This is a genomic window from Streptomyces pinistramenti (assembly GCF_020564935.1).
Classification (GTDB): Bacteria; Actinomycetota; Actinomycetes; order Streptomycetales; family Streptomycetaceae; genus Streptomyces; species Streptomyces pinistramenti.
Window position 1 is genome coordinate 109,170 of the sequence record NZ_JAJCXB010000016.1, and the last position, 24,765, is coordinate 133,934.

The 24,765-nt window shown below is 71.6% G+C and carries 24 protein-coding genes, 7 tRNA genes and 1 pseudogene; 12 read left to right on the forward strand and 20 right to left on the reverse strand.

Annotation, left to right across the window (positions count from 1 at the left end):
- Positions 1–66: 66 nt before the first annotated feature.
- The 3 genes from LIU39_RS14190 to pgsA are packed head-to-tail and all read right to left on the reverse strand — an operon-like array spanning position 67 to position 2,863.
- Positions 67–1,269 (reverse strand): glycosyltransferase family 4 protein, encoded by a 1,203-nt coding sequence (locus tag LIU39_RS14190; protein ID WP_227047057.1) that lies wholly within the window; start codon positions 1,267–1,269, stop codon positions 67–69.
- Positions 1,266–2,210, reverse strand: a complete 945-nt coding sequence (locus tag LIU39_RS14195; RefSeq protein WP_227047058.1) for a phosphatidylinositol mannoside acyltransferase — start codon at positions 2,208–2,210, stop codon at positions 1,266–1,268. Before LIU39_RS14195 ends, LIU39_RS14190 begins: the two co-directional genes overlap by 4 nt.
- Entirely contained in the window at positions 2,207–2,863 is a 657-nt protein-coding gene (gene pgsA / locus LIU39_RS14200) for a phosphatidylinositol phosphate synthase (RefSeq protein WP_227047059.1), read from the reverse strand. Before pgsA ends, LIU39_RS14195 begins: the two co-directional genes overlap by 4 nt.
- A 264-nt stretch (positions 2,864–3,127) precedes the next feature.
- Between pgsA and LIU39_RS14205 the strand changes: the two genes are divergently transcribed.
- The 3 genes from LIU39_RS14205 to LIU39_RS14215 all read left to right on the forward strand — a co-directional run bounded on the left by LIU39_RS14205 (position 3,128) and on the right by LIU39_RS14215 (position 7,936).
- Positions 3,128–5,326 carry an elongation factor G-like protein EF-G2 gene (locus tag LIU39_RS14205; protein WP_227047060.1) on the forward strand — a complete coding sequence of 733 codons (2,199 nt, stop codon included), beginning with the start codon at positions 3,128–3,130 and terminating at the stop codon, positions 5,324–5,326.
- Positions 5,327–5,430: 104 nt separating this feature from the next.
- Entirely contained in the window at positions 5,431–7,128 is a 1,698-nt protein-coding gene (locus LIU39_RS14210; RefSeq protein ID WP_227047061.1) for an AbeC-like domain-containing protein, read from the forward strand.
- 148 nt (positions 7,129–7,276) lie between these two features.
- Positions 7,277–7,936, forward strand: a complete 660-nt coding sequence (locus tag LIU39_RS14215) for a DUF5701 family protein (RefSeq protein ID WP_227047062.1) — start codon at positions 7,277–7,279, stop codon at positions 7,934–7,936.
- 3 nt (positions 7,937–7,939) lie between these two features.
- On the opposite strand, the gene LIU39_RS14220 is transcribed toward LIU39_RS14215, so the two are convergent.
- The 6 genes from LIU39_RS14220 to LIU39_RS14245 form a co-directional block, all read right to left on the reverse strand.
- On the reverse strand, positions 7,940–9,148 hold the full coding sequence (locus LIU39_RS14220; protein WP_227047063.1) for a YncE family protein: 1,209 nt from the start codon (positions 9,146–9,148) through the stop codon (positions 7,940–7,942).
- Positions 9,148–9,951, reverse strand: a complete 804-nt coding sequence (locus LIU39_RS14225) for a polysaccharide deacetylase family protein (RefSeq protein ID WP_227047064.1) — start codon at positions 9,949–9,951, stop codon at positions 9,148–9,150. The genes LIU39_RS14220 and LIU39_RS14225 overlap by 1 nt, the downstream gene beginning before the upstream one ends.
- 112 nt (positions 9,952–10,063) lie before the next feature.
- On the reverse strand, positions 10,064–10,624 hold the full coding sequence (locus tag LIU39_RS14230) for an HIT family protein (protein ID WP_227047086.1): 561 nt from the start codon (positions 10,622–10,624) through the stop codon (positions 10,064–10,066).
- 333 nt (positions 10,625–10,957) lie between these two features.
- Entirely contained in the window at positions 10,958–12,937 is a 1,980-nt protein-coding gene (gene thrS / locus LIU39_RS14235) for a threonine--tRNA ligase (protein ID WP_227047065.1), read from the reverse strand.
- Positions 12,938–13,063: 126 nt separating this feature from the next.
- Positions 13,064–14,272, reverse strand: coding sequence for a hypothetical protein (locus tag LIU39_RS14240; RefSeq protein WP_227047066.1), 1,209 nt, complete (start codon positions 14,270–14,272; stop codon positions 13,064–13,066).
- Positions 14,272–14,838, reverse strand: a complete 567-nt coding sequence (locus LIU39_RS14245; protein WP_227047067.1) for a DUF4365 domain-containing protein — start codon at positions 14,836–14,838, stop codon at positions 14,272–14,274. Before LIU39_RS14245 ends, LIU39_RS14240 begins: the two co-directional genes overlap by 1 nt.
- 205 nt (positions 14,839–15,043) lie before the next feature.
- Here LIU39_RS14245 and LIU39_RS14250 point away from each other — a divergent pair, with 205 nt between their 5' ends.
- On the forward strand, positions 15,044–15,769 hold the full coding sequence (locus LIU39_RS14250) for an exonuclease domain-containing protein (RefSeq protein WP_227047087.1): 726 nt from the start codon (positions 15,044–15,046) through the stop codon (positions 15,767–15,769).
- Positions 15,770–15,876: 107 nt separating this feature from the next.
- On the opposite strand, the gene LIU39_RS14255 is transcribed toward LIU39_RS14250, so the two are convergent.
- From LIU39_RS14255 to LIU39_RS14270, 4 genes are all read right to left on the reverse strand, one after another.
- Positions 15,877–15,948: transfer RNA gene (locus tag LIU39_RS14255), tRNA-Val, on the reverse strand.
- A gap of 132 nt (positions 15,949–16,080) precedes the next feature.
- Positions 16,081–16,539, reverse strand: coding sequence for an SRPBCC family protein (locus LIU39_RS14260; protein ID WP_227047068.1), 459 nt, complete (start codon positions 16,537–16,539; stop codon positions 16,081–16,083).
- Positions 16,540–16,625: 86 nt separating this feature from the next.
- A tRNA-Val gene (locus LIU39_RS14265) sits at positions 16,626–16,697 on the reverse strand.
- A 53-nt stretch (positions 16,698–16,750) separates the two neighbouring features.
- On the reverse strand, positions 16,751–17,182 hold the full coding sequence (locus tag LIU39_RS14270; RefSeq protein WP_227047069.1) for a TIGR02611 family protein: 432 nt from the start codon (positions 17,180–17,182) through the stop codon (positions 16,751–16,753).
- A gap of 190 nt (positions 17,183–17,372) precedes the next feature.
- Here LIU39_RS14270 and LIU39_RS14275 point away from each other — a divergent pair, with 190 nt between their 5' ends.
- Complete coding sequence (locus LIU39_RS14275) at positions 17,373–17,786, forward strand: SsgA family sporulation/cell division regulator (RefSeq protein WP_003959770.1); 414 nt, start codon at positions 17,373–17,375, stop codon at positions 17,784–17,786.
- 225 nt (positions 17,787–18,011) lie between these two features.
- Positions 18,012–18,578 (forward strand): CGNR zinc finger domain-containing protein, encoded by a 567-nt coding sequence (locus LIU39_RS14280; protein WP_227047070.1) that lies wholly within the window; start codon positions 18,012–18,014, stop codon positions 18,576–18,578.
- Between the two features lie 109 nt (positions 18,579–18,687).
- On the opposite strand, the gene LIU39_RS14285 is transcribed toward LIU39_RS14280, so the two are convergent.
- Positions 18,688–18,843 carry a hypothetical protein gene (locus LIU39_RS14285; RefSeq protein WP_227047071.1) on the reverse strand — a complete coding sequence of 52 codons (156 nt, stop codon included), beginning with the start codon at positions 18,841–18,843 and terminating at the stop codon, positions 18,688–18,690.
- A gap of 68 nt (positions 18,844–18,911) precedes the next feature.
- Entirely contained in the window at positions 18,912–19,370 is a 459-nt protein-coding gene (locus LIU39_RS14290) for a hypothetical protein (protein ID WP_227047072.1), read from the reverse strand.
- Between the two features lie 170 nt (positions 19,371–19,540).
- Here LIU39_RS14290 and LIU39_RS14295 point away from each other — a divergent pair, with 170 nt between their 5' ends.
- Positions 19,541–20,071 (forward strand): DsbA family protein, encoded by a 531-nt coding sequence (locus LIU39_RS14295; protein WP_227047073.1) that lies wholly within the window; start codon positions 19,541–19,543, stop codon positions 20,069–20,071.
- A 33-nt stretch (positions 20,072–20,104) separates the two neighbouring features.
- On the opposite strand, the gene LIU39_RS14300 is transcribed toward LIU39_RS14295, so the two are convergent.
- From LIU39_RS14300 to LIU39_RS14310, 3 genes are read right to left on the reverse strand one after another with little or no spacing between them, the layout of a single operon-like run.
- The gene (locus LIU39_RS14300) at positions 20,105–20,935 is read right to left on the reverse strand and encodes a GNAT family N-acetyltransferase (RefSeq protein ID WP_227047074.1); all 831 of its coding nucleotides are present in this window, start codon (positions 20,933–20,935) and stop codon (positions 20,105–20,107) included.
- Between the two features lie 35 nt (positions 20,936–20,970).
- Complete coding sequence (locus tag LIU39_RS14305) at positions 20,971–21,795, reverse strand: aminotransferase class IV (RefSeq protein ID WP_227047075.1); 825 nt, start codon at positions 21,793–21,795, stop codon at positions 20,971–20,973.
- Positions 21,792–22,862 (reverse strand): chorismate-binding protein, encoded by a 1,071-nt coding sequence (locus LIU39_RS14310; protein WP_227047076.1) that lies wholly within the window; start codon positions 22,860–22,862, stop codon positions 21,792–21,794. The genes LIU39_RS14305 and LIU39_RS14310 overlap by 4 nt, the downstream gene beginning before the upstream one ends.
- A gap of 177 nt (positions 22,863–23,039) precedes the next feature.
- On the opposite strand from LIU39_RS14310, the gene LIU39_RS14315 reads away from it, so the two are divergent.
- From LIU39_RS14315 to LIU39_RS14335, 5 genes are all read left to right on the forward strand, one after another.
- A tRNA-Gly gene (locus LIU39_RS14315) sits at positions 23,040–23,112 on the forward strand.
- Positions 23,113–23,147: 35 nt separating this feature from the next.
- Positions 23,148–23,221: transfer RNA gene (locus tag LIU39_RS14320), tRNA-Cys, on the forward strand.
- 1 nt (position 23,222) lies between these two features.
- Positions 23,223–23,294: transfer RNA gene (locus LIU39_RS14325), tRNA-Val, on the forward strand.
- Between the two features lie 31 nt (positions 23,295–23,325).
- Positions 23,326–23,397, forward strand: a tRNA-Val gene (locus tag LIU39_RS14330).
- A gap of 48 nt (positions 23,398–23,445) precedes the next feature.
- Positions 23,446–23,517: transfer RNA gene (locus LIU39_RS14335), tRNA-Val, on the forward strand.
- A gap of 59 nt (positions 23,518–23,576) precedes the next feature.
- On the opposite strand, the pseudogene LIU39_RS14340 reads toward LIU39_RS14335, so the two are convergent.
- Positions 23,577–23,714: pseudogene (locus LIU39_RS14340) on the reverse strand (zf-TFIIB domain-containing protein); the annotation flags it as partial.
- A gap of 20 nt (positions 23,715–23,734) precedes the next feature.
- Positions 23,735–24,765, reverse strand: a 1,031-nt coding sequence (locus LIU39_RS14345; RefSeq protein ID WP_227047078.1) for an aminoglycoside phosphotransferase family protein, incomplete at its 5' end; no start/stop codon positions are given.

Consider the following 24,765-nt stretch of genomic DNA (forward strand, 5'->3'; position numbering starts at 1 on the left):
GTCGCGCCCGGCCGGTCCGCCCGCGTACGCCGCCGGGCGCGGGCCCTTCGCTCCGCTCCCGGGAGGTCAGTCCTTGGCCAGGCCCCAGCGGGCGCGCAGCCCGGCGCGTTCGTCGGCGGCCACGGACGCGGCACCGTCGGTGACCGTCTCGTAGACGGCGAGGATGTCGGCGCCGACCGTCGACCAGTCGAAGCGGCGTACGTGCCGGGATCCGTGCGCGCGCAGTTCGGCCCGCCGTGCGGGGTCGCCCAGCAGCCGTACCGCGGCCGCCGCCAGCGCGTCGGCGTCCTCGTTCGCGAACAGCTCGCCCGCCGCGCCCTGGTCGAGTACCTGGGCGAAGGCGTCGAGATCGCTGGCGAGGACGGGTGCGCCCGCCGACATCGCCTCGACGAGGATGATGCCGAACGATTCGCCGCCGGTGTTCGGGGCGACGTAGAGGTCGACGCTGCGCAGCAGCCGCGCCTTGTCCTCGTCGCTGACCATGCCGAGGAATTCGACCCGGGAGCGCAGCGCGGCGGGCAGCCCGGCGACCGCCTCTTCCTCGTCGCCGCGGCCGGCCACCAGCAGCCGGGCGTGCGGGATCTCGGCGAGGATCGCGGGCAGCGCCTTCATCAGGACCGGCAGGCCCTTGCGGGGTTCGTCGATCCGCCCGATGAAGCCGATCGTGCCCGCCCGCGGCCCGCCGCCCTCGTCCTGGCCGCGCGCCGCCGCCGACTGCCACTCGGGCTTCGGCTCGGCGTCGGCGAAGAAGTCGACGTCCACGCCGTTGGGGATGACCACCGCGTCCCCGCCGAGGTGTTCGACCAGCGTGCGCCTGGCGTACTCGCTGACCGCGATCCGCGCGCTGATCTTCTCCAGCGCGGGCTGCAGGATCGGGTACGCGGCGATCATCGCCCGGGAGCGCGGATTGGAGGTGTGGAAGGTCGCCACGATCGGGCCCTGCGCGGCCCAGCAGGCGAGCAGGCCGAGCGAGGGGGATGCCGGTTCGTGGATGTGGATGACGTCGAAGGCGCCGCTCTGGAGCCAGCGGCGGACCCGGGCGGCGGACAGGAAGCCGAAGTTCAGCCGGGCGACCGAGCCGTTGTACGGGACGGGCACGGCGCGTCCCGCGGAGACGACGTAGGGCGGCAGCGGCGTCTCGTCGTCCGCGGGGGCCAGGACGGAGACCTCGTGGCCGAGCCGGATGAGGTGTTCGGCGAGGTCGCGGATGTGGAACTGGACGCCGCCCGGGACGTCCCAGGCGTAGGGGCAGACGATGCCGATTCTCACGGCGTCTCCGTTCCGCGGGCCGCGTCGCGCGGCTCCAGGTCGGCGAGCCACAGGCGTTGCAGCATGTGCCAGTCCTCGGGGTGGCCGGCGATGCCGGAGGCGAAGGCGTCGGCGAGCGACTGGGTCATCGCCGCGGCCTTCTCGGCGCGGGTTCCGGTCTCCGGGACGCCGATCTCGGGGTGGACCCGGCCGCGCATGATCGGGGTGTCGTCGTACCAGAGGGTGACCGGCAGCAGCATGGCGCCGGTCTGTACGGCGAGCATCGCGGGCCCGGCCGGCATCTTCGCGGCGCCGCCGAAGAACGTGACCTCGATGCCGGAGCTGGACAGGTCGCGGTCGGCGACCAGGCAGACCAGGCCGCCGGACCGCAGCCGCCGGGCGAGGGTGCCGAAGGCGGCGCCCCCGGTGTGCGGCAGCACCTCCATGCCCAGGCCCTCGCGGTAGGCGACGAACCGGTCGTAGAGGCTTTCCGGCTTGAGGCGTTCGGCGACGGTGGTGAAGGGGACGCCGAGCTTGGTGGTGACCCAGACACCCGCGAGGTCGTAGTTGCCCATGTGGGGCAGGGCGAGGATGACACCGCGGTCGCTCTTGAGGCCCTCTTCCAGGTGGTGCACGTCCTGCGGGGTGAAACCCGCCCTTATCCGGTCCTTGCTCCAGGCAGGCAGCCGGAAGGACTCCATCCAGTAGCGCATGTAGGAGCGCATGCCGGCCCGGGACAGCTGGGCGAGGCGCTGCGGCGAGGCATCCGGGACGACCCGGGCGAGGTTGGCCTCCAGGCGCAGGACGCCCTTGCCGCGGCGCTTCCAGGCCGTGTCGGCGATGCGCCGGCCCAGGCGTACCGCGACGCCTTCGGGCAGCTTCTTGACGGTGCTCCAGCCCAGTCCGTACAGGCTGTCGGTGAGCTTCTCGGTGTCGATGAGCGGTCGGCCGGTGCGGCTCATGCGCCGTTCCCCCCTTGTGCGACGGCGTCGGCCTCGGCCGATTCACGGCGTACGGTCACCACGCGCTGGGCGAGCGTGACGGCGCTGCCGATGGCGACGACCCACAGGGCGAGCGGCAGCAGGATCTGGACGCCCGGCACCCCGAAGGCGTGCAGCCCGGACAGACCGCAGGCCACCAGCGAGATGACCAGCCGCTCGGCGCGCTCCACCAGGCCGTTGACGTTCACCGGCAGCCCGATGGCCTCGCCGCGCGCCTTGGTGTACGAGACCACCTGGCCGCTGGCGAGGCAGAAGATCGCCATCGCGCAGAGCATCTGGCTGTCGCCGCCCCCGGCGTACCAGAGGGCGAGGCCGCCGAAGATCGCGGAGTCGGCGACCCGGTCGAGGGTGGAGTCGAGGAAGGCGCCCCAGCGGCTGGACCGGCCCAGTTGCCGTGCCATGTTGCCGTCGACCAGGTCGGAGAAGACGAACAGGGTGATGACGACCGTGCCCCAGAAGAATTCACCGCGGGGGTAGAAGACCAGGGCACCGGCCACCACGCCTCCGGTCCCGACGAGGGTGACCGCGTCCGGGCTGACCCCGAGACGGATGAGCAGGGCGGCGAACGGCGTGAGAACACGCGTGAAGAACGCACGCGCGTACTTGTTCAGCATGGCCTTCCCGGAGGGTTGAAACGGGCCGCGCGGTCGATGGGCCACCGGCTGGCCCATCGTAGCCAGGCGCCCGCGGACCGCTGCGGACGCATCGCGGCACGGGGTGCAACGGGCGGGGCACGGGGCTGCGGGCCCCGCGGAGCCCAGGTGCGCGGCCGCCGGGCGGGCCCCGGCCGTGCCGCCCCCGTGTGCCACGTATGGACGCGGCATGACGGCGGTGGAAAGCTCGAATCACCGCAAAGTGTCGACCTGGAGGCGAGACACATGAGCGAGAAGACGGGTACACGTCCGGGAGCCGCCGGAAGGGCACCGGCGGCCGGCCACCCCACAGCCCTGCGGAACGTGGTGCTGGTCGGCCACAGTGGATCGGGCAAGACCACCCTGGTGGAGGCGCTGGCACTGGCCTCGGGCGCGGTCAACCGCGCGGGCCGGGTCGAGGACGGCGGCTCGCTGTCGGACTACGACGAGATCGAGCACCGCAGGCAGCGCTCCGTCCAGCTGTCCCTGGTGCCTGTGGAGTGGGAGGGCGCCAAGATCAATGTGCTGGACACCCCCGGATACGCCGATTTCGTCGGGGAGTTGAGGGCCGGTCTGCGAGCGGCGGACGCGGCCCTCTTCGTGGTCTCGGCGGCGGACGGCGTGGCCGGGGCCACCCGTACGATCTGGGACGAATGCGCGGCGGTCGGCATGCCGCGGGCACTGGTCATCACCCACCTCGAAGCGGCCCGTGCCGACTTCGACGGGATGACCGAACTGTGCCGCGACGCCTTCGGCGGCGAGGATCCGGACGCCGTCCTCCCCCTTTATCTCCCCCTGTACGGCACTCCGGGCGCCGACGGCCACGCCCCCGTGCACGGCCTGATCGGCCTGCTCACCCAGCGCGTCTTCGACTACTCGTCGGGCGAGCGCACCGAGCGCGAACCGACCGCGGACGAGCTGCCGGTGATCGCCGAGGCCCGCGGCCGGCTCATCGAGGGGATCATCGCCGAGAGCGAGGACGAGACCCTGATGGACCGCTACCTGGGCGGTGAGGAGATCGACGTCAAGACCCTCATCGGGGATCTGGAAACGGCGGTCGCCCGCGGGACGTTCCATCCGGTGCTCGCCGCGGCCCCGGCACCCGAGGGCGCCCGGCAGGGCCTGGGCACCGTCGAACTGCTCGACCTGATCACCCGCGGCTTCCCGACGCCCGCCGAACGCGAGGCGCCGGGGGTCACCGGCACCGACGGATCCCCGCGGCCCCCGCTGACCTGCGACCCGGCCGGGCCGCTCGCCGCCGAGGTGGTCAAGACCTCGTCCGATCCGTATGTCGGCAGGATCTCGCTGGTCCGGGTCTTCTCCGGCACCCTGCGTCCGGACGAGACCGTGCACGTCTCGGGGCACGGTCTGGAGGACCGCGGCCATGAGGACCACGACGTCGACGAGCGGGTGGGCGCGCTGTCCACGCCGTTCGGGAAGCAGCAACGGCCGCTGTCGCAGGCCGTCGCCGGCGATCTGGCGTGCGTGGCGAAATTGACCCGCGCCGAGACCGGCGACACCCTCTCGGCCAAGGACGCCCCGCTGCTGATGGCACCGTGGGCGATGCCCGACCCGCAGCTGCCGGTCGCGATCCAGGCGCACAGCAAGGCCGACGAGGACAAGCTCTCGCACGGCCTGGCGCGGCTGGTGGCGGAGGATCCGACGATGCGTCTGGAGCACCATCCGCACACCCGTCAAGTGGTGCTGTGGTGCCTGGGCGAGGCGCATGCCGATGTGGCGCTGGAGAGGCTGCGCGCCCGCTACGGCGTGCAGGTGGACACCGTCACGCACATGGTGTCGCTGCGGGAGACCTTCGCCGGCATGGCACCGGGTCGCGGCCGGCATGTGAAACAGTCCGGCGGCCACGGCCAGTTCGCGATCTGCGAGATCGAGGTGGAGCCGCTGCCGGGCGGCGCCGGCATCGAGTTCGCCGACAAGGTCGTGGGCGGCGCGGTGCCGCGGCAGTTCATCCCGTCCGTGGAGAAGGGCATCCGCGCCCAGGCGGCGCTCGGGGTGGCCGCCGGTTATCCGCTCACCGACGTCCGCGTCACGCTGCTGGACGGCAAGGCGCACTCGGTGGATTCGTCGGACGCCGCGTTCCAGACGGCGGGGGCGCTGGCGCTGCGCGACGCGGCGGCGCAGGCCCGGATCGATCTCCTCGAACCGGTCGCCGAGGTCGCGGTGTTGATTCCGGACGAATTCGTCGGGCCGGTGATGAGCGACCTGTCGGGTCGGCGCGGCCGGGTGGTGGGCACCGAGCAGTCGGGGGCGGACCGTACGCTGGTGCGCGCGGAGGTCCCGGAGACGGAGATCGGCAGGTACGCGGTCGATCTGCGGTCGCTCTCGCACGGCACAGGACAGTTCTCCCGCACCTATCTGCGGCACGAGCCGATGCCGCCGCAGCTCTCCGGCAAGCTGCGGGAGCAGGCGGAAAACGGCGCATAGTCAACGGTTCGTCAGCCGCTGTCCGACTCAACTCCCTTGAGCGGGACGGCGGCTGTACGCTGAGGTCACAGGCTCGGCAGGTGTGCCGTGGGCGGTAGTCGGGAATGAGCCGCAGCAGCAGATGTGGGCGGCGATGGGGGCGGGCAGTGGCAGCAGACGGCTTCGACTTCAGTCCTGGGGCGCAGGTACCGCTCTCGGGCGGCGCCGGGCAGACCGCAGCGACGCAGGCGCTGGCCTCGGCCGCGTACCGGGACAGCCCGCTCGACGACATCTCGAAGGCGGACTCGGATTCCAGCAAGTCCGACATCAAGAAGCCGAAGCTGTCGCTGTTCGCACCGAACCTGGGCGAGGCGTTCTCCCGTGCCGTGCAGGTACGGATGCTCGGCGGCGGCCGCAAGGCCCTCATCCAGTCCTTCGGGACGGAACCGCAGACCATCGTCGAGCACTGCCTGGCCGCCACCCGCATCCGTAAGCAGCGGGACGCCAAACTGACGCTGATCATGGTGGTGTTCGGCGTGGTCTTTCTGCCGGGCGTGCTGCTGTGGCTGGGCGCCTTCCAGCTCAAGAAGGCGCTCGGCAAGGACGGCAAGGGCACTTCGGTGATGGGCGGGGCGCTGCTCCTCGCGCTCGCGGTGGCCGGCGTGGTCCTCCTGGTCAAGCTCCCGTTCAACGGCTTCTGGCCGCTGTACGCGCGCGGCGCGCTGATCGCCCCGGTCGTCGGCTGGTGGATCGCCAAGCAGATCTGCGAGCGGACGGCCGTGATACTGCGCGGCGCGTGGAAGGGACTGCTCGACGGCGGCGGCGTGGGCGCGAAGATCCCCGAGGCGGTACCGGGCGACCCGAACGAGATCGCGGCCGAAACGCTGCGGCACAACCTCGCCAAGCTCTCCGCCGAGCAGCGCAGCAACGTCGTCTTCTACGCCGGCCCCCGCGGGATACTCGGCATGGGCACCCGCTGGGGCAGCTGGCAGCTGGCCGAGGAGCTGAAGCCGGCGAAGGAAGGCACCGAGATCCATCCGTTCCGCAGCTGGGACGTGATCCGGGTGATCCACGACCGGCTGCGGCTGCTGGAGCGCAGCCCGCTGCACACCGGTGGTTTCCAGCAGCCGCCGCAGGTGCGCCACTGGATCGTCGCGCCGGTCGGCGAAAAGGCCAAGGACGTCTCCCGCCCGGACGGCACGGACACCGACGCGTTCCAGATCCGTGGCCACGAGATAGAGCGGATCTGCAACGAGCAGCAGTTCGGCAGCGGCAACCGCCATTACCTGGGCGTCCAATTCGTCCTCTGGGACGGCCAGTTGGTGCTCACCCTCCTCATTACGGTCACGGTGCTGCACGAAACGCTGCGCATCGAGGTCACCGGCCATGCCCTGGGGCCGGTCAACTCCCTGTTCACCAGCAAGCCGTCGCCGAAAACCAAGGACGTCGCCAAGGTCGTCAAGTTCTGGGAGACCAGGACGCAGACGCTGCCGCTGATCGAGCCCGGCGAGGTCGTCCGGCTCGCGGCCCGTGCGCCGCTGACGTGGTTCCCGCCGGTACTGGATTTCCTGGGCGGGAAGCTGGCTCTCCCCGAACCGTTCGGGCTGCGCCACGTCTGGGCGGACAAGCCCTGGCGGCACCGCTTCATGGCCGACGACGCGCTGCGCGCCGCGACCCCCGTGCTGCGTACGGTCCACGCCGCCGCCATGAGCGTGCTCAAGGAGAACGGCGTGGACACCGAGCGCTTCAACAACCGCTCGCTGGTCCTCAGCGGCATGGTCCAGGGCGCGGAGCCGGGGAAGGCGGACGAGTACAACGCGTAGGGGTTCGGGCGCGTTTCGCACGTCACCGCAGTGTCGCGGCCCTCGCCACCCGGGCGCCGCCGCCCGGGAACATGCGGCGGCACCGCCTCGTTGACCCGGCACCCACCGTTCTTCCGGTTCCCCGAACCGCGAACCCCGAGGGAGTGCCGTGCCCGTACCCGCGCCCACCGCCACCAGCGACCTCGCTCTCCCCTCCCCCGCCGCTCAGGCCGAGCGCCTGATCGCACTCGCCGTGCACGAGATCGCCGGGCTGCCCGCGGCCGAGCTGCGCGCCTTCGCCGAGTCCGCCACGAACGAAGGCGGCGGCCTGCTCGTCGTCCACCCGGACCTCGCCCCCGCCTCCGCCCTCGCGCCGCTGCTCCGCTATGACGGCAGGCCCGGCTTCATCGTCACCGACATGCCCGACGCCGACCGCTTCGCCCCACTCGACACCATCGAGCTGCCTGACACTCCCCTCTACCTCCTCACCGGCCTCGACCGCGGCGACCGCCTGGCCAACTGGAGCCCGAACGAAGCGCTGCCCGCACTCGCCGCGGAAACCCGCACCCCGCTGCTGCTCGCCGAGGGCATCCACTGGGTGCTGCAACAGCCCGCCGCCCTGGAGCGCAACCACTGCTTCATGACCATCGGCTCCCGGCTGCGCAAGGCGAACGGCGCCCTGGACGCCCGCACCCCGGCCGTCTGGATCAGCAACGGCACCGGGCGGGACGGCCGCGAGCGCCGCAATGCCCCCAAGATCGGCTGGTGCTGGGCGGGCAACCGGCACACCTGGCTGGGCTTCGCCTCGGCGACGGGCCGCACGCCCTAGGACCTAGCGGAAGATCCCCGTGTGCCCGAGCGAGTAGCGGCCGGGCTGCGGGTAGACGGCCAGACCGTGCGGGCCGTTGCCGACCGGGATCTTCGCCAGGGTCTTCCCCGTACGGGTATCGAGGGCGTAGACCTCGGAGTTGTAGCGGCCGGACAGCCAGAGCACCTTGCCGTCGGTGGAGACGCCGCCCATGTCGGGGCTGCCGCCGCCGCGGATGTGCCACTTGCCGGTGAGGCGGCCGGACTTGAAGTCCAGGAGCGAGATGGATCCCTCGCCGCGGTTGGAGATGTACATGTCCTTGGAGTCACGGCTGACGTAGAGGCCGTGGGCGCCCTTGCCGGTGGGCATCAGCCTGGGCCGGGCGAAGGTGTCGCCGTTGAGCACCCACACCCCGTCGGCCGCCATGTCGGCGATGTACCAGGTCTTGCCGTCCGGGGAGATCTTCACGTCCTGGGGCATCGCGCCGTCCAACGGCAGCTTCTGCTGGTCGGTCACCTTCATCTTCTCGGTGTCGACCTTGAGCAGTTCGCCGGAGAACTCGCAGGAGACGATGAAGTACCTGCCGTCCGGCGAGAAGTCGGCATGATTGACGCCGGCGCAGCTCACCGGCACGGTCTTGCGGATCTTCATGGTGTGCGGATCGCGGAAGACCAGCTCCCGGTCCATCGACGCCATCACGATCGCGTACTTCCCGTTGGGCGTGAAGTAGAGGTTGTACGGGTCGTGGACCGCGACGGTCTTACCGACCTTGCCGGTCTTGGGGTCGATCGGGGTCAGGTCGTGGCCCCGGTTGTTGTTCACCCACAGGGTCTTCATGTCCCAGGACGGCACGACGTGCTGCGGCTGCACGCCCACCGGGATCGTCCGGATGACCTTGTACGTCTTGGGGTCGATGACGCTGACCGTGTCGGATTCGGTGTTCGGTACGTAGATCAGCGGCGGGAAGTCCTTGACCTGCGGCGCCAGTTTGCCCGGCCGGTCCGCCGCGTAGAGGTCGTTCCTGTCGAGCAGCGGCGGCATCCCCGGCAGGTCGGAGGCCGCGGCCCGCACCGGCGATGGCCTGGCCGGGCGCGGGCTGTGTGCCGCGGTGTCCGCCGCACCGCCCCCGGCGCCGCAGCCGGCCGCCAGCAGCGCGCACACCACGGCCGCCGGTACGGCCCTGCGCAGGTTCCGGTACGTCGTGCGGTCGTGGGCAGGGGTCCGCTCAGCCATCAGGTCACCAGCTCCGTTGTCGTCACCGCGCGCAGGCCGCGCCGGCGCAGGCCGTCGAGGATCGGGGGCAGCGCGGCGACCGTGCCGGGGTGCCCGAGGTGGAGGCTGACGACGGAGCCGGGCCGGGCGCCGTCCAGCACCGCGCGCTGGACGGCCGGCGCACCGGGGTCGTCGGCATCGAGGGAGTCCACGTCGTACGAGAGGACGTGGGGATAGCCGGCCTTGCGGGCCAGCCGGGTCACCAGGTCGGTGGCGTACTGGGTCTGCGAGGGGCGGAACCAGCTGCCGATGCTGCCGGTGAGCTTGCGCAGCCGCTCGGCGCAGCCGGTGATCTCGGCGTAGGCGTCGGCCTCGGACAGGGCGCAGATGTTGCGGTGGTGCAGGGTGTGATTGCCCAGTTCGTGGCCGCCGTCGAGGATCCGGCGGGCCATGTGGGGCTGCTCGTCGAGCCAGTCGCCGATGGCGAGCACGGTGACCCGGGCACCGGCCCGCTCGGCCTCGGCCAGCAACGCGGTGCCCGTCCTGGGGTCGCCGCGGCCGTGGAAGGTCAGCGCGAGCGCGTGCCCGTCACGGGGTCCGTGGGCGATCTGCACCGGCAGACCCGGCGCCAGGGTGGGCGGCCGGGCGGCGTGTGCCCGGTGCGGGGCGGCGGAGTGCGCGGGGCCGGAGCGGCTCGGCGTGCCGCCAGGGGCCCGTACGGTCGCGGAGTCCGTACGGGCCGGGGCGCAGGCCGATGCGAACGCACCGGCGGCCGCTGCGGACGCGACCGTGCGCAGCACGGAGCGACGGTCTGAGGAAGTCACCGCCCCATTACAGGCGCAGCCCTTCCAAATGCGTGCTATTTGTCCGACTCGCGTGGGTTCGTGTCGCTACCCGTACGCCCCGTCGTCCGCCGCGTCCCGAGGGCTCCGTTGACTACTGGGACGGCCAGGCGTCGGCGAGCATCGCCCGGGTGTCCGCGAGGAGTTGGGGCAGCACCTTGGTGTGTCCGACCACCGGCATGAAGTTGGTGTCGCCGCCCCAGCGCGGGACGACGTGCTGATGGAGATGGGCCGCGATGCCCGCGCCGGCGACCGTGCCCTGATTCATCCCGATGTTGAAGCCGTGCGCCCCGGAAGCGGTGCGCAGCGCGGTCATCGCGTGCTTCGTCAGCTCGGCCAGCTCCGCCGTCTCGGGAGCGTCCAGCTCGGTGTAGTCCGCGACGTGCCGGAACGGCACGATCATGAGATGACCGCCGTTGTACGGATAGAGGTTCAGCACCGCGTAGACATGCTCGCCGCGCGCGATCACGAGGCCGTCCTCGTCCGACTTCGCGGGAATCGTGCAGAAGGGACAGCCGTCCGCGGCCCCCGGGCCGCTCGGTTTGTTCTCCCCCTGGATGTAGGCCATCCGGTGGGGCGTCCACAGGCGCTGGAAGGCGTCCTGCGTCCCGACTCCGATCTGCTGCTCCGGCTCGCTTGTCATACGGGCCAGCATATGGCGTCGCACGTCCCGCGCGTGTCGCTGGGGCACACTCGTCCACCCGCTCCATGATGCTGAGCCGATGGCCAGGGACGCGCGCCTGCGGCCCCGGGAAAGACGCATCGATCCGTACCTGCTCGCCGCGTCGACGCTCTTCCTGACCGCCTACGCGGTCCGGGTCCTGGTGCCCCGCCTCTCCCCCGGCCGGCCGGCGCGATGGCCGGCTCGTTCTCCTCCTGGCTGGTGCGCCGCTTCCGGCAGGAGGGCGAGCGCTGAGCGGAAACGGCCGGGCCCCGGCACGCGGTGTCGCGTGCCGGGGCCCGGCCGTTGCTCAGCGGGCGGCCCGGGTCACACCTGAACCCGGCGCTCCACCGCGTCCACGATCTCCGCAATCGCCTCGTCCCGCGGAATCCCGTTCTTCTGCGATCCGTCGCGGTAACGGAAGGAGACCGCGCCGTTCGCGACGTCCTCGTCACCGGCGATGATCATGAACGGCACCTTGCTGCGCTGGGCGTTCCTGATCTTCTTCTGCATCCGGTCCGACGACGAGTCGACGTCGATCCGCAGCCCCTTGGCGCGCGCATCGGCGGCGAACTCCTGGAGGTAGGGCACGTGCGCGTCGCCGATCGGAATGCCGGTCGCCTGCACCGGGGCCAGCCACACCGGGAACGCGCCCGCGTAGTGCTCCAGCAGGACCGCGAAGAACCGCTCGATGGAGCCGAACAGCGCGCGGTGGATCATGACGGGCCGCTGCTTCGAGCCGTCCGCCGCGGTGTACTCCAGGTCGAACCGCTCCGGGAGGTTGAAGTCCAGCTGCACGGTGGACATCTGCCAGGTGCGGCCGATCGCGTCCTTGGCCTGCACCGAGATCTTCGGGCCGTAGAACGCGGCGCCGCCCGGGTCCGGGACCAGCGGCAGGCCCTGCTTCTCGGCGACCTTGCGCAGCGTCTCGGTGGCCTCTTCCCAGACCTCGTCCGAGCCGACGAACTTCTCCGGATCCTTGGTGGACAGTTCCAGGTAGAAGTCGTTCAGGCCGTAGTCGCGCAGCAGGTCGAGCACGAAGGTGAGCGTCGAGTCCAGCTCGTCCGCCATCTGCTCCTTGGTGCAGTAGATGTGCGCGTCGTCCTGGGTGAAGCCGCGGGCCCGGGTCAGGCCGTGCACCACGCCGGACTTCTCGTAGCGGTAGACCGTGCCGAACTCGAAGAGCCGCAGCGGGAGTTCACGGTAGGAACGGCCACGCGCGTCGAAGACGAGGTTGTGCATCGGGCAGTTCATGGGCTTGAGGTAGTAGTCCGTGCCCTCGTCCAGCTGCATGGGCGGGTACATGCCGTCGGCGTACCAGTCCAGGTGGCCGGACTTCTCGAACAGCTTCCCCTTGGTGGCGTGCGGGGTGTAGACGAACTCGTAGCCCGACTCCTCGTGCCGCCGGCGGGAGTAGTCCTCCATGGTGCGGCGGATGATGCCGCCCTTGGGGTGGAAGACCGCGAGGCCGGAGCCGATCTCCTCCGGGATGGAGAACAGGTCCAGTTCGGCGCCCAGCTTGCGGTGGTCGCGCTTCTCGGCCTCGGCGAGGAACTCCAGGTGGGCCTTCAGCTCGTCCTTGGTGGGCCAAGCGGTGCCGTAGATCCGCTGGAGCTGCTTGTTCTTCTCGCTGCCGCGCCAGTAGGCGGCGGCCGACCGCATCAGCTTGAACGCCGGGATGGCACGGGTGCTGGGCAGGTGCGGGCCGCGGCACAGGTCCTTCCAGCACAGCTCGCCGGTCTTCGCGTCGAGGTTGTCGTAGATGGTCAGCTCGCCGGCGCCGACCTCGGCCGATGCGCCCTCGGCGGCATCGGCGGCGGATCCCTTGAGGCCGATCAGCTCGATCTTGTACGGCTCGTCCGCCAGCTCGACGCGGGCGTCCTCGTCGGTGGTGACCCGGCGGGCGAACTTCTGGCCGCGCTTCTGGATCTCCTGCATCTTCTTCTCGATGCGCTTGAGATCGTCCGGGTGGAACGGGGTCTCGACGTCGAAGTCGTAGTAGAAGCCGTCCTTGATCGGCGGGCCGATGCCGAGCTTCGCCTCCGGGAACAGCTCCTGGACGGCCTGCGCCATCACGTGCGCGGTGGAGTGCCGCAGGATGTTCAGGCCGTCGTCGGAGGTGATCTCGACGGGCTCGACAACCTCGCCTTCGGCCACCTCGTACGCCAGGTCCTTCAGCTCCCCGGCCACCCGCGCGGCGACGACACTGCGCTCGCCCTGGAAGAGGTCGGCGGCCGTAGTCCCCGTGGTCACCACGCGTTCTTCCCGCTCGGAATCGCGTTGGACGGTCACACGGACGTCTGACACCGGTCTCTCCTGACTCTGTCTCCTGCGCGACAGCGATCGCTGCGCAGCCAAATCGTACCGAGCCGATGGACCGGACCGCGAAACGGTTTGCCCCGGTGACCTCACGCCCCTTCCTTCCCCCTCCCCTCATTCGTCCGCGAGCGGCCCGCCGCACGCCTCCTCGAAGGAGCCGAAGTTCTCCTGGAGCGACTTCAGCAGCCGGTCCCGCTCCGCCTCGTCGACCTGCACCGGGGTGACGTCGCACGCCCCGGTGATCCGCCGGAACCCGCCGCGGCTCTCCAGCCGGCCGCTGACCCGGATCGGCAGCCCCACCAGATGCGCGTGCCCCGCGATGCGGTAGTCCTCCTCCCTCAGCGCGACCCGCACCTGCACCACGTCCGCCCCGGTGAGCACCCGCAGCCGCACCGCGCCGCCGCCCGGCCGCTCCCGGCGCAGCCGCACCACCGCGCCGGTCACCCGTACGGGCAGCGACGGCTCGTCCCGTACGTAGCGCTGCGCGGCGCGCTGCAACGCCGGCAGGTCACCGGGCGAGAACTCCACCGGCTCCGGACGGGCCGGGCAGCCGACGGGCGGACCCGCGCCCGGCGACCAGTCCACGGCGATCCGCAGCCCCTCCGCGTCCCGGATCAACGCGATCAGCGCCTGCGCCAGTTCGTGGCAGACACCGAGCCCGACGGCCGCGTCGAATGCCTCCATGCGGCCGGTGGCCCGCTGGTAGTCGGTGGCGTCACGGGTCGCGTGCAACGCCCGTTGCAGCCCGGCAGCCGCGCCGCGCCCGGCCGTGACGGGTACGAACGCGGTGAGCCCGCGCCCCGCCGACGCCGGCCCCACCAGCACCTCCCCCAGGAAACGCTCGGCCTGGCGCTTGTACCGGGAGCCGTAGTACCCGGCGCGGGCGAAGGTGCCGAGCGCGCCCGCGACCAGCATCGCGCGGGCCGCGCCGCGCAGCTGTTCCTGGGCCACCCAGCGCGCGGCCCCCGACCCGTCGTCGGGGATCTCGCGCTCCCAGCGCACCTCGTCGCTGGGCGTCGCCAGGCCCAGCAGGATGTCGCGGGCGGACGGCGCCGCGCTCCGCGCCAGCGCGGCCAGCGCCTCGGCCAGCAGTTCGGCGCTGTCGGGGAAGCGGCTGTCCTGCGGCACCAGCAGGCTCGTCCCGGCTCCCCCGCCGGGCGGCGTCCAGCGCGCGTAGCGGCCGGTGGCGCCGCCCCGGCGGTGCCACCCGTGCCGGGCCAGCAGGGCGCCGAGCACCGCCGGATCCAGCTCGGCCGGATCCGGGTACGCCGGGACCGCGCCCGCCGGGTACCTCGTGTCGTGGTCGTCGGTCGGCCGGTGCATCAGGGTCTCCCTCCCGCTCCGACCCGCGTCATGATGTCGCAGAGCGCGCGGTCGTCGAAGATCCGCGCGGTCGGGATCCGCACGGTGGTCCTGCGCCGGCCGGTCACCGGATGGCCGGCCAGGTTGATCCAGTAACAGCAGTGCCGCAGTTCGAGGCAGTCGTGCCCGGCCCGCAGCCAGTCGTCCTGACCGCGCGGCGCCAGCATCACGACCAGGATCTTGTGCACCGCGACGGGCGTACGGGCCAGCTTCGTCAGATGGTCGTTGTCGAGCGTGAAGCCGAAGCTGCGGCCCGGCGGGTGCGGTGCCGTCTGGTAGGTGCATTTCAGCTGCACCTTGATGGTGACCTCGTCGTCGACGGTGTGTCCGGGCGCGCCATGGCTGACGTGCCAGTCGATTCCGTTGTCCGGGAAGGGCTGCGCCAGCGAGCACCCGGAGGCGGCGGCGACCGCGTGCAGATAGCCCACCTGGAGAGTCTCCATGCAGGCAGTCATGGCGAGTCCGCCGCGCTGCGGTGTGGTCCGCTGCGGCAGCAGCCCGCCCGGTTCGGGCTGCGCGAGCGTCATCGCTCAAGCCTTCCGGGCCGTGCCGATCGAGTGGGGTCCGCGAGTGACGGGAGACGACGTACGGATCGCCCTGCCCCGTCCCTGTGGTTGTCTCCGCGTCAAGTGGTCCGCAAACAAAGACGGTTCGACAACACCACCAGGCGGGTATCACCAGCTCGGGTGAGGTGCCCCGTCACCTGTCGCACGAGCGCGAGGAGTTGGGATGATGCCGTGCTGGTATGACGGTCCGCTGGCTTCCTTCGATACCGAGACGACCGGCGTGGACGTCGAGACCGATCGCGTCGTCTCCGCGGCGCTGGTGATCCAGGAGACCCCGCGCTCCGCGCCGCGCACCACCCGGTGGCTGATCAACCCCGGCGTGGAGATACCCGAGGCCGCGACGGCGGTCCACGGTCTGACGGCCGGCCATCTCGCGCGCAGCGGCCGCTGGCCGTCGCCGGTCCTGGAGGAGGTCGCGCGGGCGCTGGCCGCGCAGTCGCTGGCCGGCCGGCCACTGGTCGTGATGAACGCGCCGTTCGATCTCACGCTGCTGGACCGCGAGTTGAAGCGGCATCGCGCCACTTCCCTGGCCGGCTATCTGGGCAAGCAGCCGCTGCACGTCCTCGATCCGCGGGTCCTGGACAAGCACCTGGACCGCTACCGCAAGGGCCGCCGCACGCTGACCGACCTGTGCGCGCACTACGAGGTCGAGCTGGAGGGGGCCCACGAGGCGGCCGCCGACGCGCTGGCGGCGCTGCACGTGGTGCGGGCCCTGGGTCAGCGCTTCGCCCACCGCCTCGACCGGCTGCAGCCGAGCGAACTGCACACCCTCCAGGCGAGGTGGTACGCGGCCCAGGCACGCGGCCTCCAGGCGTGGTTCGCGCGCAGCGGGAATCCCGAACCCGTCGATCCGCATTGGCCGATACGGCCCGAGCTGCCGGCCGCCGCCTGAATTCTGATGCCGCCTCAGAGAAATCCCGGCGAAATCACCGGACCCCGGAAAAGGATCTCAACGAAAAGGGCCGGACCGTCAATTGACGGTCCGGCCCTTGATCCCGGTGGGCGATACTGGGTTCGAACCAGTGACCTCTTCGGTGTGAACGAAGCGCTCTCCCACTGAGCTAATCGCCCGGGTGCCTGCGGGGTTTCCCTCGCGAACGACCTGAACAATACAGGCCGCCACTGCCTTCCATCAAATTCCTTCGCGATCCCGCCGGCGACCCGCCCCGCAGGCCGTCACCCCGCGTCGCCTCCGGCCCCTCATCAGCGGGCCAGCCAGGCGGCGAGGCCGCGCCGGCCGCCGCGCATCATCAGCGCGTGATTGATCATGAACAGCGGGCGCCCCGGCACCGCAAGGCGCCTCAGCAGCGGCTTGCGCAGCTCCACCTCCTGCTCGAAGACGGCCCGCGTCCCGCCGCCCCGCGGCTCGACGGTCCAGCGCACCCAGCCCTCCAGATCGCCGCCCAGCGTCACCTCCAGCACCCCGGCACGCGGATCCCGCACACCTTCGCCCGCGACCACGTCTAGGTCGTACGGCAGCAGCGAGCGGAACCGGGCGGTGCCGCTGCGCGCGTCGATCCGGTCGACCGACCGCACCTGCGGCCACCAGCAGGGATAGCTCTCGACGCGTTCGAGCACCGCGTAGACGACGGCAGGCGGGGCCTGGAGCAGCCACACGCTGCGGAAGCGGTAGCGGTGCGGTACGCGTGACCGGCGGGGCATGGTGTCAGTGTGCCGCTTCGGGGGTCCTGAATGCCCAACAACCGCGAAGGTCCGGAGGCTTGAAGCCTCCGGACCTTCGGCCGGGGTGGGCGATACTGGGTTCGAACCAGTGACCTCTTCGGTGTGAACGAAGCGCTCTCCCACTGAGCTAATCGCCCGGCGCGCCGCCAACATTACCCCACGTCGGCGGGCACTTGTGACCACCGGCGCCTCATACGCCGATGTCCCACGGCATCGCGAGGCCGAACTTGCCCACGTACACCGCGAGCAGCACCGCGATGATCACCACGCCGACGGACGTCAGAATGATGTTGCGGCGGCGCACCTTCGGGTCGAGCGCCTTTTGCGCCGCTTCGGTCACCTTGCGCTTGGTCCAGCGCAGCACCAGCTGGGCCCAGACGAACTCCGTCGCCCAGATCGCCATGCCGGCGAAGATCACCAGCCAGCCGGGGCCAGGCAGCGGCAGCATGACCACGCCGACGGCCACCACCGCGAGGCCGACGACGAAGACCCCCACCTGCCAGCTCATGTGCAGCGACCGTGAGCGCTTGATGAAGTGCGGCGCTCTGGACCCGAGCGGCTTCCCGGGCGGCGTCGTACCCCCCTCACCACCCTCCCAGCCATCGTGACTCTCCGTATTCATGTAGTCCAACTTACCGGACGGTGTCACTCCGCCGGAATTACCACTGAGGACGATCCCGCAATCCGCCATAAGAGGTACCTGAAGCCACCCAAAACCGTCAGAGGGGTTTACAACGGCACCGTAGGTGGCATGTCGATTTCGCCGACGTGCGAATCCCCGAGCGCACACTGAGCGAAAGGCCCTGGCGCTTATGAACACCACGGTCAGCTGCGAGCTGCACCTGCGCCTCGTTGTGTCGAGCGAGTCCTCACTGCCTGTACCCGCGGGCCTGCGGTATGACACGGCCGATCCCTATGCCGTGCATGCCACCTTCCATACCGGAGCCGAGGAGACCGTGGAGTGGGTTTTCGCCCGCGACCTCCTCGCCGAGGGCCTGCACCGGCCCACCGGCACCGGAGACGTCCGTGTCTGGCCGTCCCGGAGCCACGGTCAGGGCGTGGTCTGCATCGCCCTGAGCTCACCGGAAGGCGAAGCCCTCCTCGAGGCCCCCGCGAGGGCCCTCGAATCGTTCCTCAAAAGGACCGATGCCGCCGTGCCGCCCGGTACGGAACATCGGCACTTCGATCTCGACACAGAGCTCTCCCACATCCTCGCGGAGAGCTGAGACGCACCACAGCAACCCACCGCAACAATCCGCTCACCTTCTGCGGCGTCCGACTCGGGGAGACGTCGCAGGACCGACAAGTTCATACGGCACACTTCGGCGCCGTCGCCGCGGACCCACCGCGGTGGCGGCGCCGAAGCTTGTTGGACGCGCTAGAGTCGGCGACCATTCGGCAAGGACCCCGGGGCGGTATCCGTCCGCCCCACCCGGCCTGGGAGCGGAACCGTGATGATCACCCATGACACCCGGTGCGCGCTCGACGCGGTCGTCGACCTGCTGAACTCCGCACCGGAAGGCGAGGGGCCCGGGGCTCCGGACAGCCTGACCGACCTCGCCGCCCTGCAGGGCTTCCTCGGCCGCAACAACGTGAGCGGGGTCGGCGCACTCGGCCCCGGCGATCTGGCCGACGTACGTGCCGTCCGTGCGCACTTCGCGCAGGTCTTCGCCGCCGACGACGACCGCAGCACGGTGGAACTGCTGAATGCGCTGGTGGCCTCGGCCGGCACCACGCCGCAGCTGACCGACCACGACGGCTACGACTGGCACGTCCACTACTTCGCGCCGGGCGCCTCGGTCGCCGACCATCTCGCGGCGGACGGCGGGATGGCGCTGGCCTTCCTCATCGTGGCCGGTGAGCGGGAGCGGCTGCGGTACTGCGAGGCGCCGGACTGCCGGCACGCCTTCGTCGATCTGTCGCGCAACCGCTCGCGGCGCTATTGCGACAGCCGGACGTGCGGCAACCGGCTGCACGTCGCGGCGTACCGGGCGCGGCGCCGTGAGGCCGCGAGCTGAGCGGCTGCGCCCTCCAGGGGCGCGGAAGGTTTCGACCGGCGCAGGGGCCAGGGATGCCCCCTGCGCCTGCACCGCGTTTCCGGCTCGCTTCCCGACCGTGTCCTGCGGCTCACAGGATGAAGAGGTCGTGTACGGCGCCGAGTAGCAGCAGGAAGCCGATGACGCTCAGGAAGAGCATCAGGGGTGGCTGGGACAGCGCGAAAAGACAGCCGCGCGGTTCGGGGGCCGGGGCATCGTCCCGGGCCAGGGCGCACTCATCGTTCATCTCGCGCCGATCATGGCGCAGACGACAGGGCGTGATCGCCCAAGATGCCTCTCAGCAGCGGGAGTTCATCAGATCCCGTGTTTTTTCAGGATCGCTTCGATGTCCGAGAAGTCATCCTTGGGTGCGGCGGCCCTGCCCTTCTTGCCGGCCTCGGCGGCCGGCCGCGACGCCGTGCGGCCGGCGCCGAGTGAGGGGGCGGAGGCGGCCGGTGCCACCGCTTCGGGGCGGGCGGCCGTGGCGGCCCTGCGCTCCTTGCGGCTGCCGATCCCGCCCCTGCGGCGCTCCGCGATGCGTCCGATCATGAACAGCACGACCGAGAGCGCCAGCACGCCGAAGCCGGCCCAGACCATGGGCTTGAAGATGATGTCGGTGACCCAGCCGATGATGCCGGTCATCGCCAGGCCGACGGGGATGAGGGCGAAAGCCGCGATGCGGGTCGCGGCCAGGAAGCGCTTGCGGTAGGCCGTCAGCGCGGCGATGCCCAGGCCCGCGGCCGACACCGCGGCGCATACGGTCGATGTCAGCATCGGGTCCTCCTGCCGTTGGACGGGGAGCGCGCGGTGCGCTCTTCCTCCATCCTGCCTTGTCCAGCGTGTTCGGGGCCATGTTCCGGTCCGGCCTTCAGGGAGATCTCGGGGTAGCGGTCCTCCGCAGGTCCCGGCTCCCGCCCCTCCGGGCGGGCTGGAAGACTGGCCCCATGAACGACTCCGCCGCCTGTGGCCCCGCCCGTACCGCGCCCGCCGTCCTCGACGTGTGGTGCGAGCTGCAGTGTCCCGACTGCCATGCCGCCCTGGACGATCTGCGCGCCCTGCGCGAGCGCTACGGCGACCGGCTGGAGATCCGGCTGCGGCACTTCCCGCTGGAGAAGCACAAGCACGCCTACGCCGCGGCCCAGGCCGCAGAGGAGGCCGTGGTCCAGGGCCAGGGCTGGCCGTTCGCCGAGGCGGTGCTGGCGCGTACCGAGGAGCTGGGCAGGTCGGGCGAGCGGCTGCTGCTGGAGATCGCTGACGGTCTCGGCCTGGACGCCGACGAGATGGACACCGCGCTGATCGACGGCCAGCATCTGCTGATCGTCGACGCCGACCAGGCGGAGGGCAAGGCGATCGGTGTCACCGGCACCCCGACGTACGTGATCGACGGGCAGCGGCTCGACGGCGGCAAGAGCCAGGAGGGGCTGCGCGCCCGCATCGAGGAGATCGCCGACCGGCTGCTGGCCGGGGAGGGCTGAGCCCGGCCTGGCCTGCCGGTCAGGGGCCCGGTGTCACAGGATCGCCTTGTGCAGGAGGTGGGCGGTGGGCCGGTAGCCCAGTGCCGCGTGCAGCCCGGCGGCCGGGGCGTTGCCGGGGTGGAGGGTGAGGCCGAGCCCGGGCCGCCCGGCGGCGCGGCATTCCCGTTCGGCGATGCCCAGCAGCGTGCGGCCGTGGCCGCGCCCCCGGTGTGCCTCGCCGACCTGCACGTCGACGACGTAGCCACCGGGGTGCCCCGGCATCCGCAGGGCGACCCAGACGTGCCCCGCGTCCGAGCCCTCGTGGGTGAGGATCCGCAGGGCGTGGCCCGGCGTCGCGGGGCCTTGCGGGAGCATCGCGTGGTGCCCTTCGGCGGACGTGCGCGCGGCGTGTTCCGGTGGCATTCCCTGCTGCACGAGGTGGCGCGTGCGGGCCGCGACGGCGGCCTCGCGCCAGACCGGGTACGCGGCTTCGGACAGCGGCCGGTCGGTGCTGCCCGGGGGCAACTGGGGTGCAGCGGTGACGGGTTTGGCCAGCCGGCGGCTGCGCTCGGTGTATCCGAGGGCCGCGGCGAGGCTCAGTGCGGCCCGCGCGTCGGCGGGGACGGTGAGTTCGATCTGCCGGCAGCCCCAGCCGCGCAGCACTTCTTCGGCGGCCAGGGCGGCGACCGTGGCCCGGCCGCGGTGCCGGTCGGGTGCGTCGATCTCCAGGGCCGCTATCCGCCCGGCGGCGGGGCCGAAGAGCGGGTCCGTGGTCAGCCGGATGCCGCCGACCCGGCGGCTGTTGACGCAGACGTCGTAGGTACGGGCCCGGTGTCCGTCAGCGCTTCGGTCGTCCGGGCCTGCGGGGCGCAGCGTTGTGGTCACAAGGACTTTCTACTCGCCCCCGCGGCCGGCCGTCATCACCGCGGATCGAAGTCGGCGGCCGCCTGCTCGGCGAAGATCCGCATGGCTTCGGCCGTCACCGGGCCCGGTTCGGCGGCGAGTTGGCGGCCGTCGATCCGGGTGACCGCCTGGATGTCGCGCAGCGAGGAGGTCAGGAAGATCTCCTCGGCCCGCTCCAGGACGTCCAGCGGCAGATCGGTCTCCTTGGCGCCGGCCCAGGAGACCGTGAGGGCACGGGTGATGCCGGCGAGACAGCCGGAGGCCAGCGGCGGGGTGTGGAGTTCGCCGTCGATGACGACGAAGACGTTGGATCCGCTGCCCTCGCAGAGAGCGCCGACGGTGTTGCCGAACAGCGCCTCGGACGCGCCCTGTTCACGGGCGCGGGCGAGCGCGACGACGTTCTCGCCGTACGAGGTGGCCTTGAGGCCGGTGAGCGCGCCGCGTTCGTTACGGGTCCAGGGGACCGTGACGGCCGCCGTGGTGTCGGGCCTGCGGGCGGCCTCGCCGAGCGCGATGACCAGGGTCGTGGCGGCGTCGCCGCGGTCCGAGCCGAGCGGGGATTCGCCGCCGGTGTAGGTGATCCGCAGCCGGCCGAACGCCGTGGGGTTGGCCTCCAGGACGGCGGCGCAGCCGCGGCGGACCTCGTCCAGGTCGGGTTCGGGCAGGCCGAGGCCGCGCGCGGAGGTGGCCAGCCGCTCCAGGTGGCGGGTGAGGGCGAAGGTGCGGCCCTGTTCGGCCTTGAGGGTCTCGAAGACTCCGTCACCGACCGTCAGGCCGTGGTCGAAGACCGATACCCGGGCGCCCTCGGCGTCCCGCAGTCCTCCGTCGAACCAGATCTTCATCGCTGTTCCCCTCCGCTCGCTGCGTGCCGGCCCGACGCTACCGCGAGCAGTCTGTGCGCCTTCAATTCGGTCTCCGCCCACTCCCGTACGGGGTCGGAGTCCCAGATGATCCCGGCGCCCGCGCCGAAGCGCAGGGCGGGGCCGCCGGGGTCCGTGCGGTCGATCCAGAAGGTGCGGATGCCGACGGCCAGCTCACCGGTGCCGCGGTCCGCGTCCACCCAGCCGATGCCGCCGCAGTACGGGCCGCGGGACGCGCGCTCCAGCTCGCCGATGATCCGCAGCGCGCTCTCCTTGGGGGCGCCGGTGACGGAGCCCGGCGGGAAGGTGGCGGTGAGCAGGTCGGCCCAGGCGGTCTTCTCGTGCGCATCGGCGAGATCACCGCGCACGGTCGAGACGAGGTGGACGAGGCCGGGGTGTTCCTCGACGGCGCACAGGGCGGGGACGGAGACGGTGCCGGTGGCGCAGACCCGGCCGAGGTCGTTGCGGACCAGGTCGACGATCATCACGTTCTCCGCCCGGTCCTTGTCCGTCAGATCGGCGGCGGTCCTGCCGGTCCCCTTGATGGGGCCGGAGTCGACGGTGCGTCCCCTGCGCCGCAGATACAGCTCGGGGGATGCGGTGGCGACCTCGACGCCGTGGGCGGGCAGCCGGATCGTGCCCGCGTACGGAGCGGGGTTGCCGTGGGCCAGCAGCGCGGTGAGCGCGTCGACGTCGGAACGGCCCGGGTCGGGCAGCGGCGCGCTCAGCACGCGGCAGAGGTTCACCTGGTAGACGTCGCCCGCTGCGATGTGTTCGCGTATCCGCCGTACGCCGGCGGTATAGGCGGCGCGGTCCAGGGAGCTGTGCCAGGCGCCGGTCGCGGGGCCGCTCCAGTGTGCGGGGTCCGGGGCGTCCGCCGGGGTCGCAGGGCGGACGTCGGCGAAGCGCGCGCAGACCACCTCGCCCTCGAAGCCGGCCACCACGGCCCACCAGCCGCTGGAGTCCAGGGCGGCGGGGTCGCTGGTGACATCACGCAGATCGGTGGCTGTCAGGCCGCCGAAGCGGGCCATGGGAGGAAGGTCGCGCACGTCAACGAGTCTATGGCGGGGCCCCGGCCGCCGCCGTGGCCGAGCGTGCAGCGCAGCACGCTGCACAAACGCGTTTTTGTACTGGCCCCGGAATCCGCTAGAGTTCAACACGTCGCCGGGACGCGCAAGCGCCCCGGAGGCCGGGTAGCTCCCCGACGTAGTCTGGGAGAGACACCTGCGGACGTAGCTCAGTTGGTAGAGCACCACCTTGCCAAGGTGGATGTCGCGAGTTCGAGTCTCGTCGTCCGCTCGATGTGGGGGATCTTCCCGAACCCCTGCGCTCCTGGTGGAGTGGCCGAGAGGCGAGGCAACGGCCTGCAAAGCCGTCTACACGGGTTCAAATCCCGTCTCCACCTCCAAGGACGATTAGCTCAGCGGGAGAGCGCTTCCCTGACACGGAAGAGGTCACTGGTTCAATCCCAGTATCGTCCACTGGATCCCTGCACGACGGGGTATCCGTCCCGCGCGATTAGCTCAGCGGGAGAGCGCTTCCCTGACACGGAAGAGGTCACTGGTTCAATCCCAGTATCGCGCACGCAGCATCGCAACACCCCACGGAGATCGTCGAGATCCGTGGTCCCGAGGACGATTAGCTCAGCGGGAGAGCGCTTCCCTGACACGGAAGAGGTCACTGGTTCAATCCCAGTATCGTCCACACCGCAAGATCGAGGGCCGGAGCGTTTCGCTCCGGCCCTCGGTCGTTGTCCGGCGGTTTCAGGAGGAGAAGAGCATCCGGCCGAAGCTGCGGTGATGACCGTGGTGGGCGCCGTGGTGGCCCTGATGCGGTGCTCCCCAGGCGGGGGCCGCCGGGTACGCCTGCGGGGCGGGCGGCGGGGCCTGCTGGACCCACTGCATCGTCGGCTCAACTCCCGTTATCCATCACTGCTCGTTGCGGCATCGCCGGAACGGCCGCCCGGCGATGAGGCGTTCACCCTACGATGCGTCCGGCCTGCGCGAACTCCCCTGGTGGGGAGGTCGTTCGGGGCCGGATCGGGTGGCATCGGGGCCATCCGGGCGCAGGCGTCGAGAACCGCCGCCTCGATGTCGTCCAGGAGGCGGGATGCGGCGGCGGCCTTCGCGACGGCGAGCGCGGCCGTCTGGACGGTGAGTGCGCGGGCGGCCGGCTCCAGGGCGGGCCACGGGTCGCCCGCGGGTGGCACGGCGGGGCCGCCGGCCGTGCGGTAGGCGGCCAGGAAGCGGGCCCAGATGTCCGGTGCGAGGAGGCCGGTGGCGAACCAGGCGGCGGGGCGGGCCAGGTCCCAGGCGGGGTCGCCCAGGCCGAGGTCGTCGATGTCGATCAGCAGCCAGGGGCCGGTGGTGGCCGGGTGGCGGACGAGCTGGCCGAGGTGGAGGTCGCCGTGGCAGAGGGCTTCCGGGCGGTCTGCGGGGCGGGGTGGTCCGGGCGTCGCGGCGCGGGCCCGGGGCGGCAGGAGGGTCCAGGCGTGCTCGACGGTGCCGGATGCCGCGCGCAGCGGTGCGGGGAGGGGGACGCGTGTGGTGGCGGCGTGCATCCTGGCCATCGCGCGGGCCGCCTTCGCCGGGCCGCGCATCGGCGGTACGGGGCCGGGCAGTTGGCGCGGGTCGACGGAGTGCGGCCCGGCCAGCAGGCGGGCGGCGTCCTCCCAGGGTGCGGCGTCGGGGTCGTCGGGCGGGACCGGGCTTCCGTAGGGCCAGCGGGTCTGCGTGCGGCCGGCGTCGGTGCGGGTGTGGAAGCCGCCGGGTGCGGTGACCGGGAGGGGGGTCAGGAGGGTGCGGTGCAGGCGGGGGTGGGCGGCGATGCGCAGGCGGGCGGCCAGGTCGCGGGGTGCGCACTCGGGGTCGTGGGCCTTGGCCACGTACCGGCCGCTGCGGACGACCGTGCCGTCCGGCCGGTCGGCGAGCACCTCGGGGGGCGGCGGTGAAT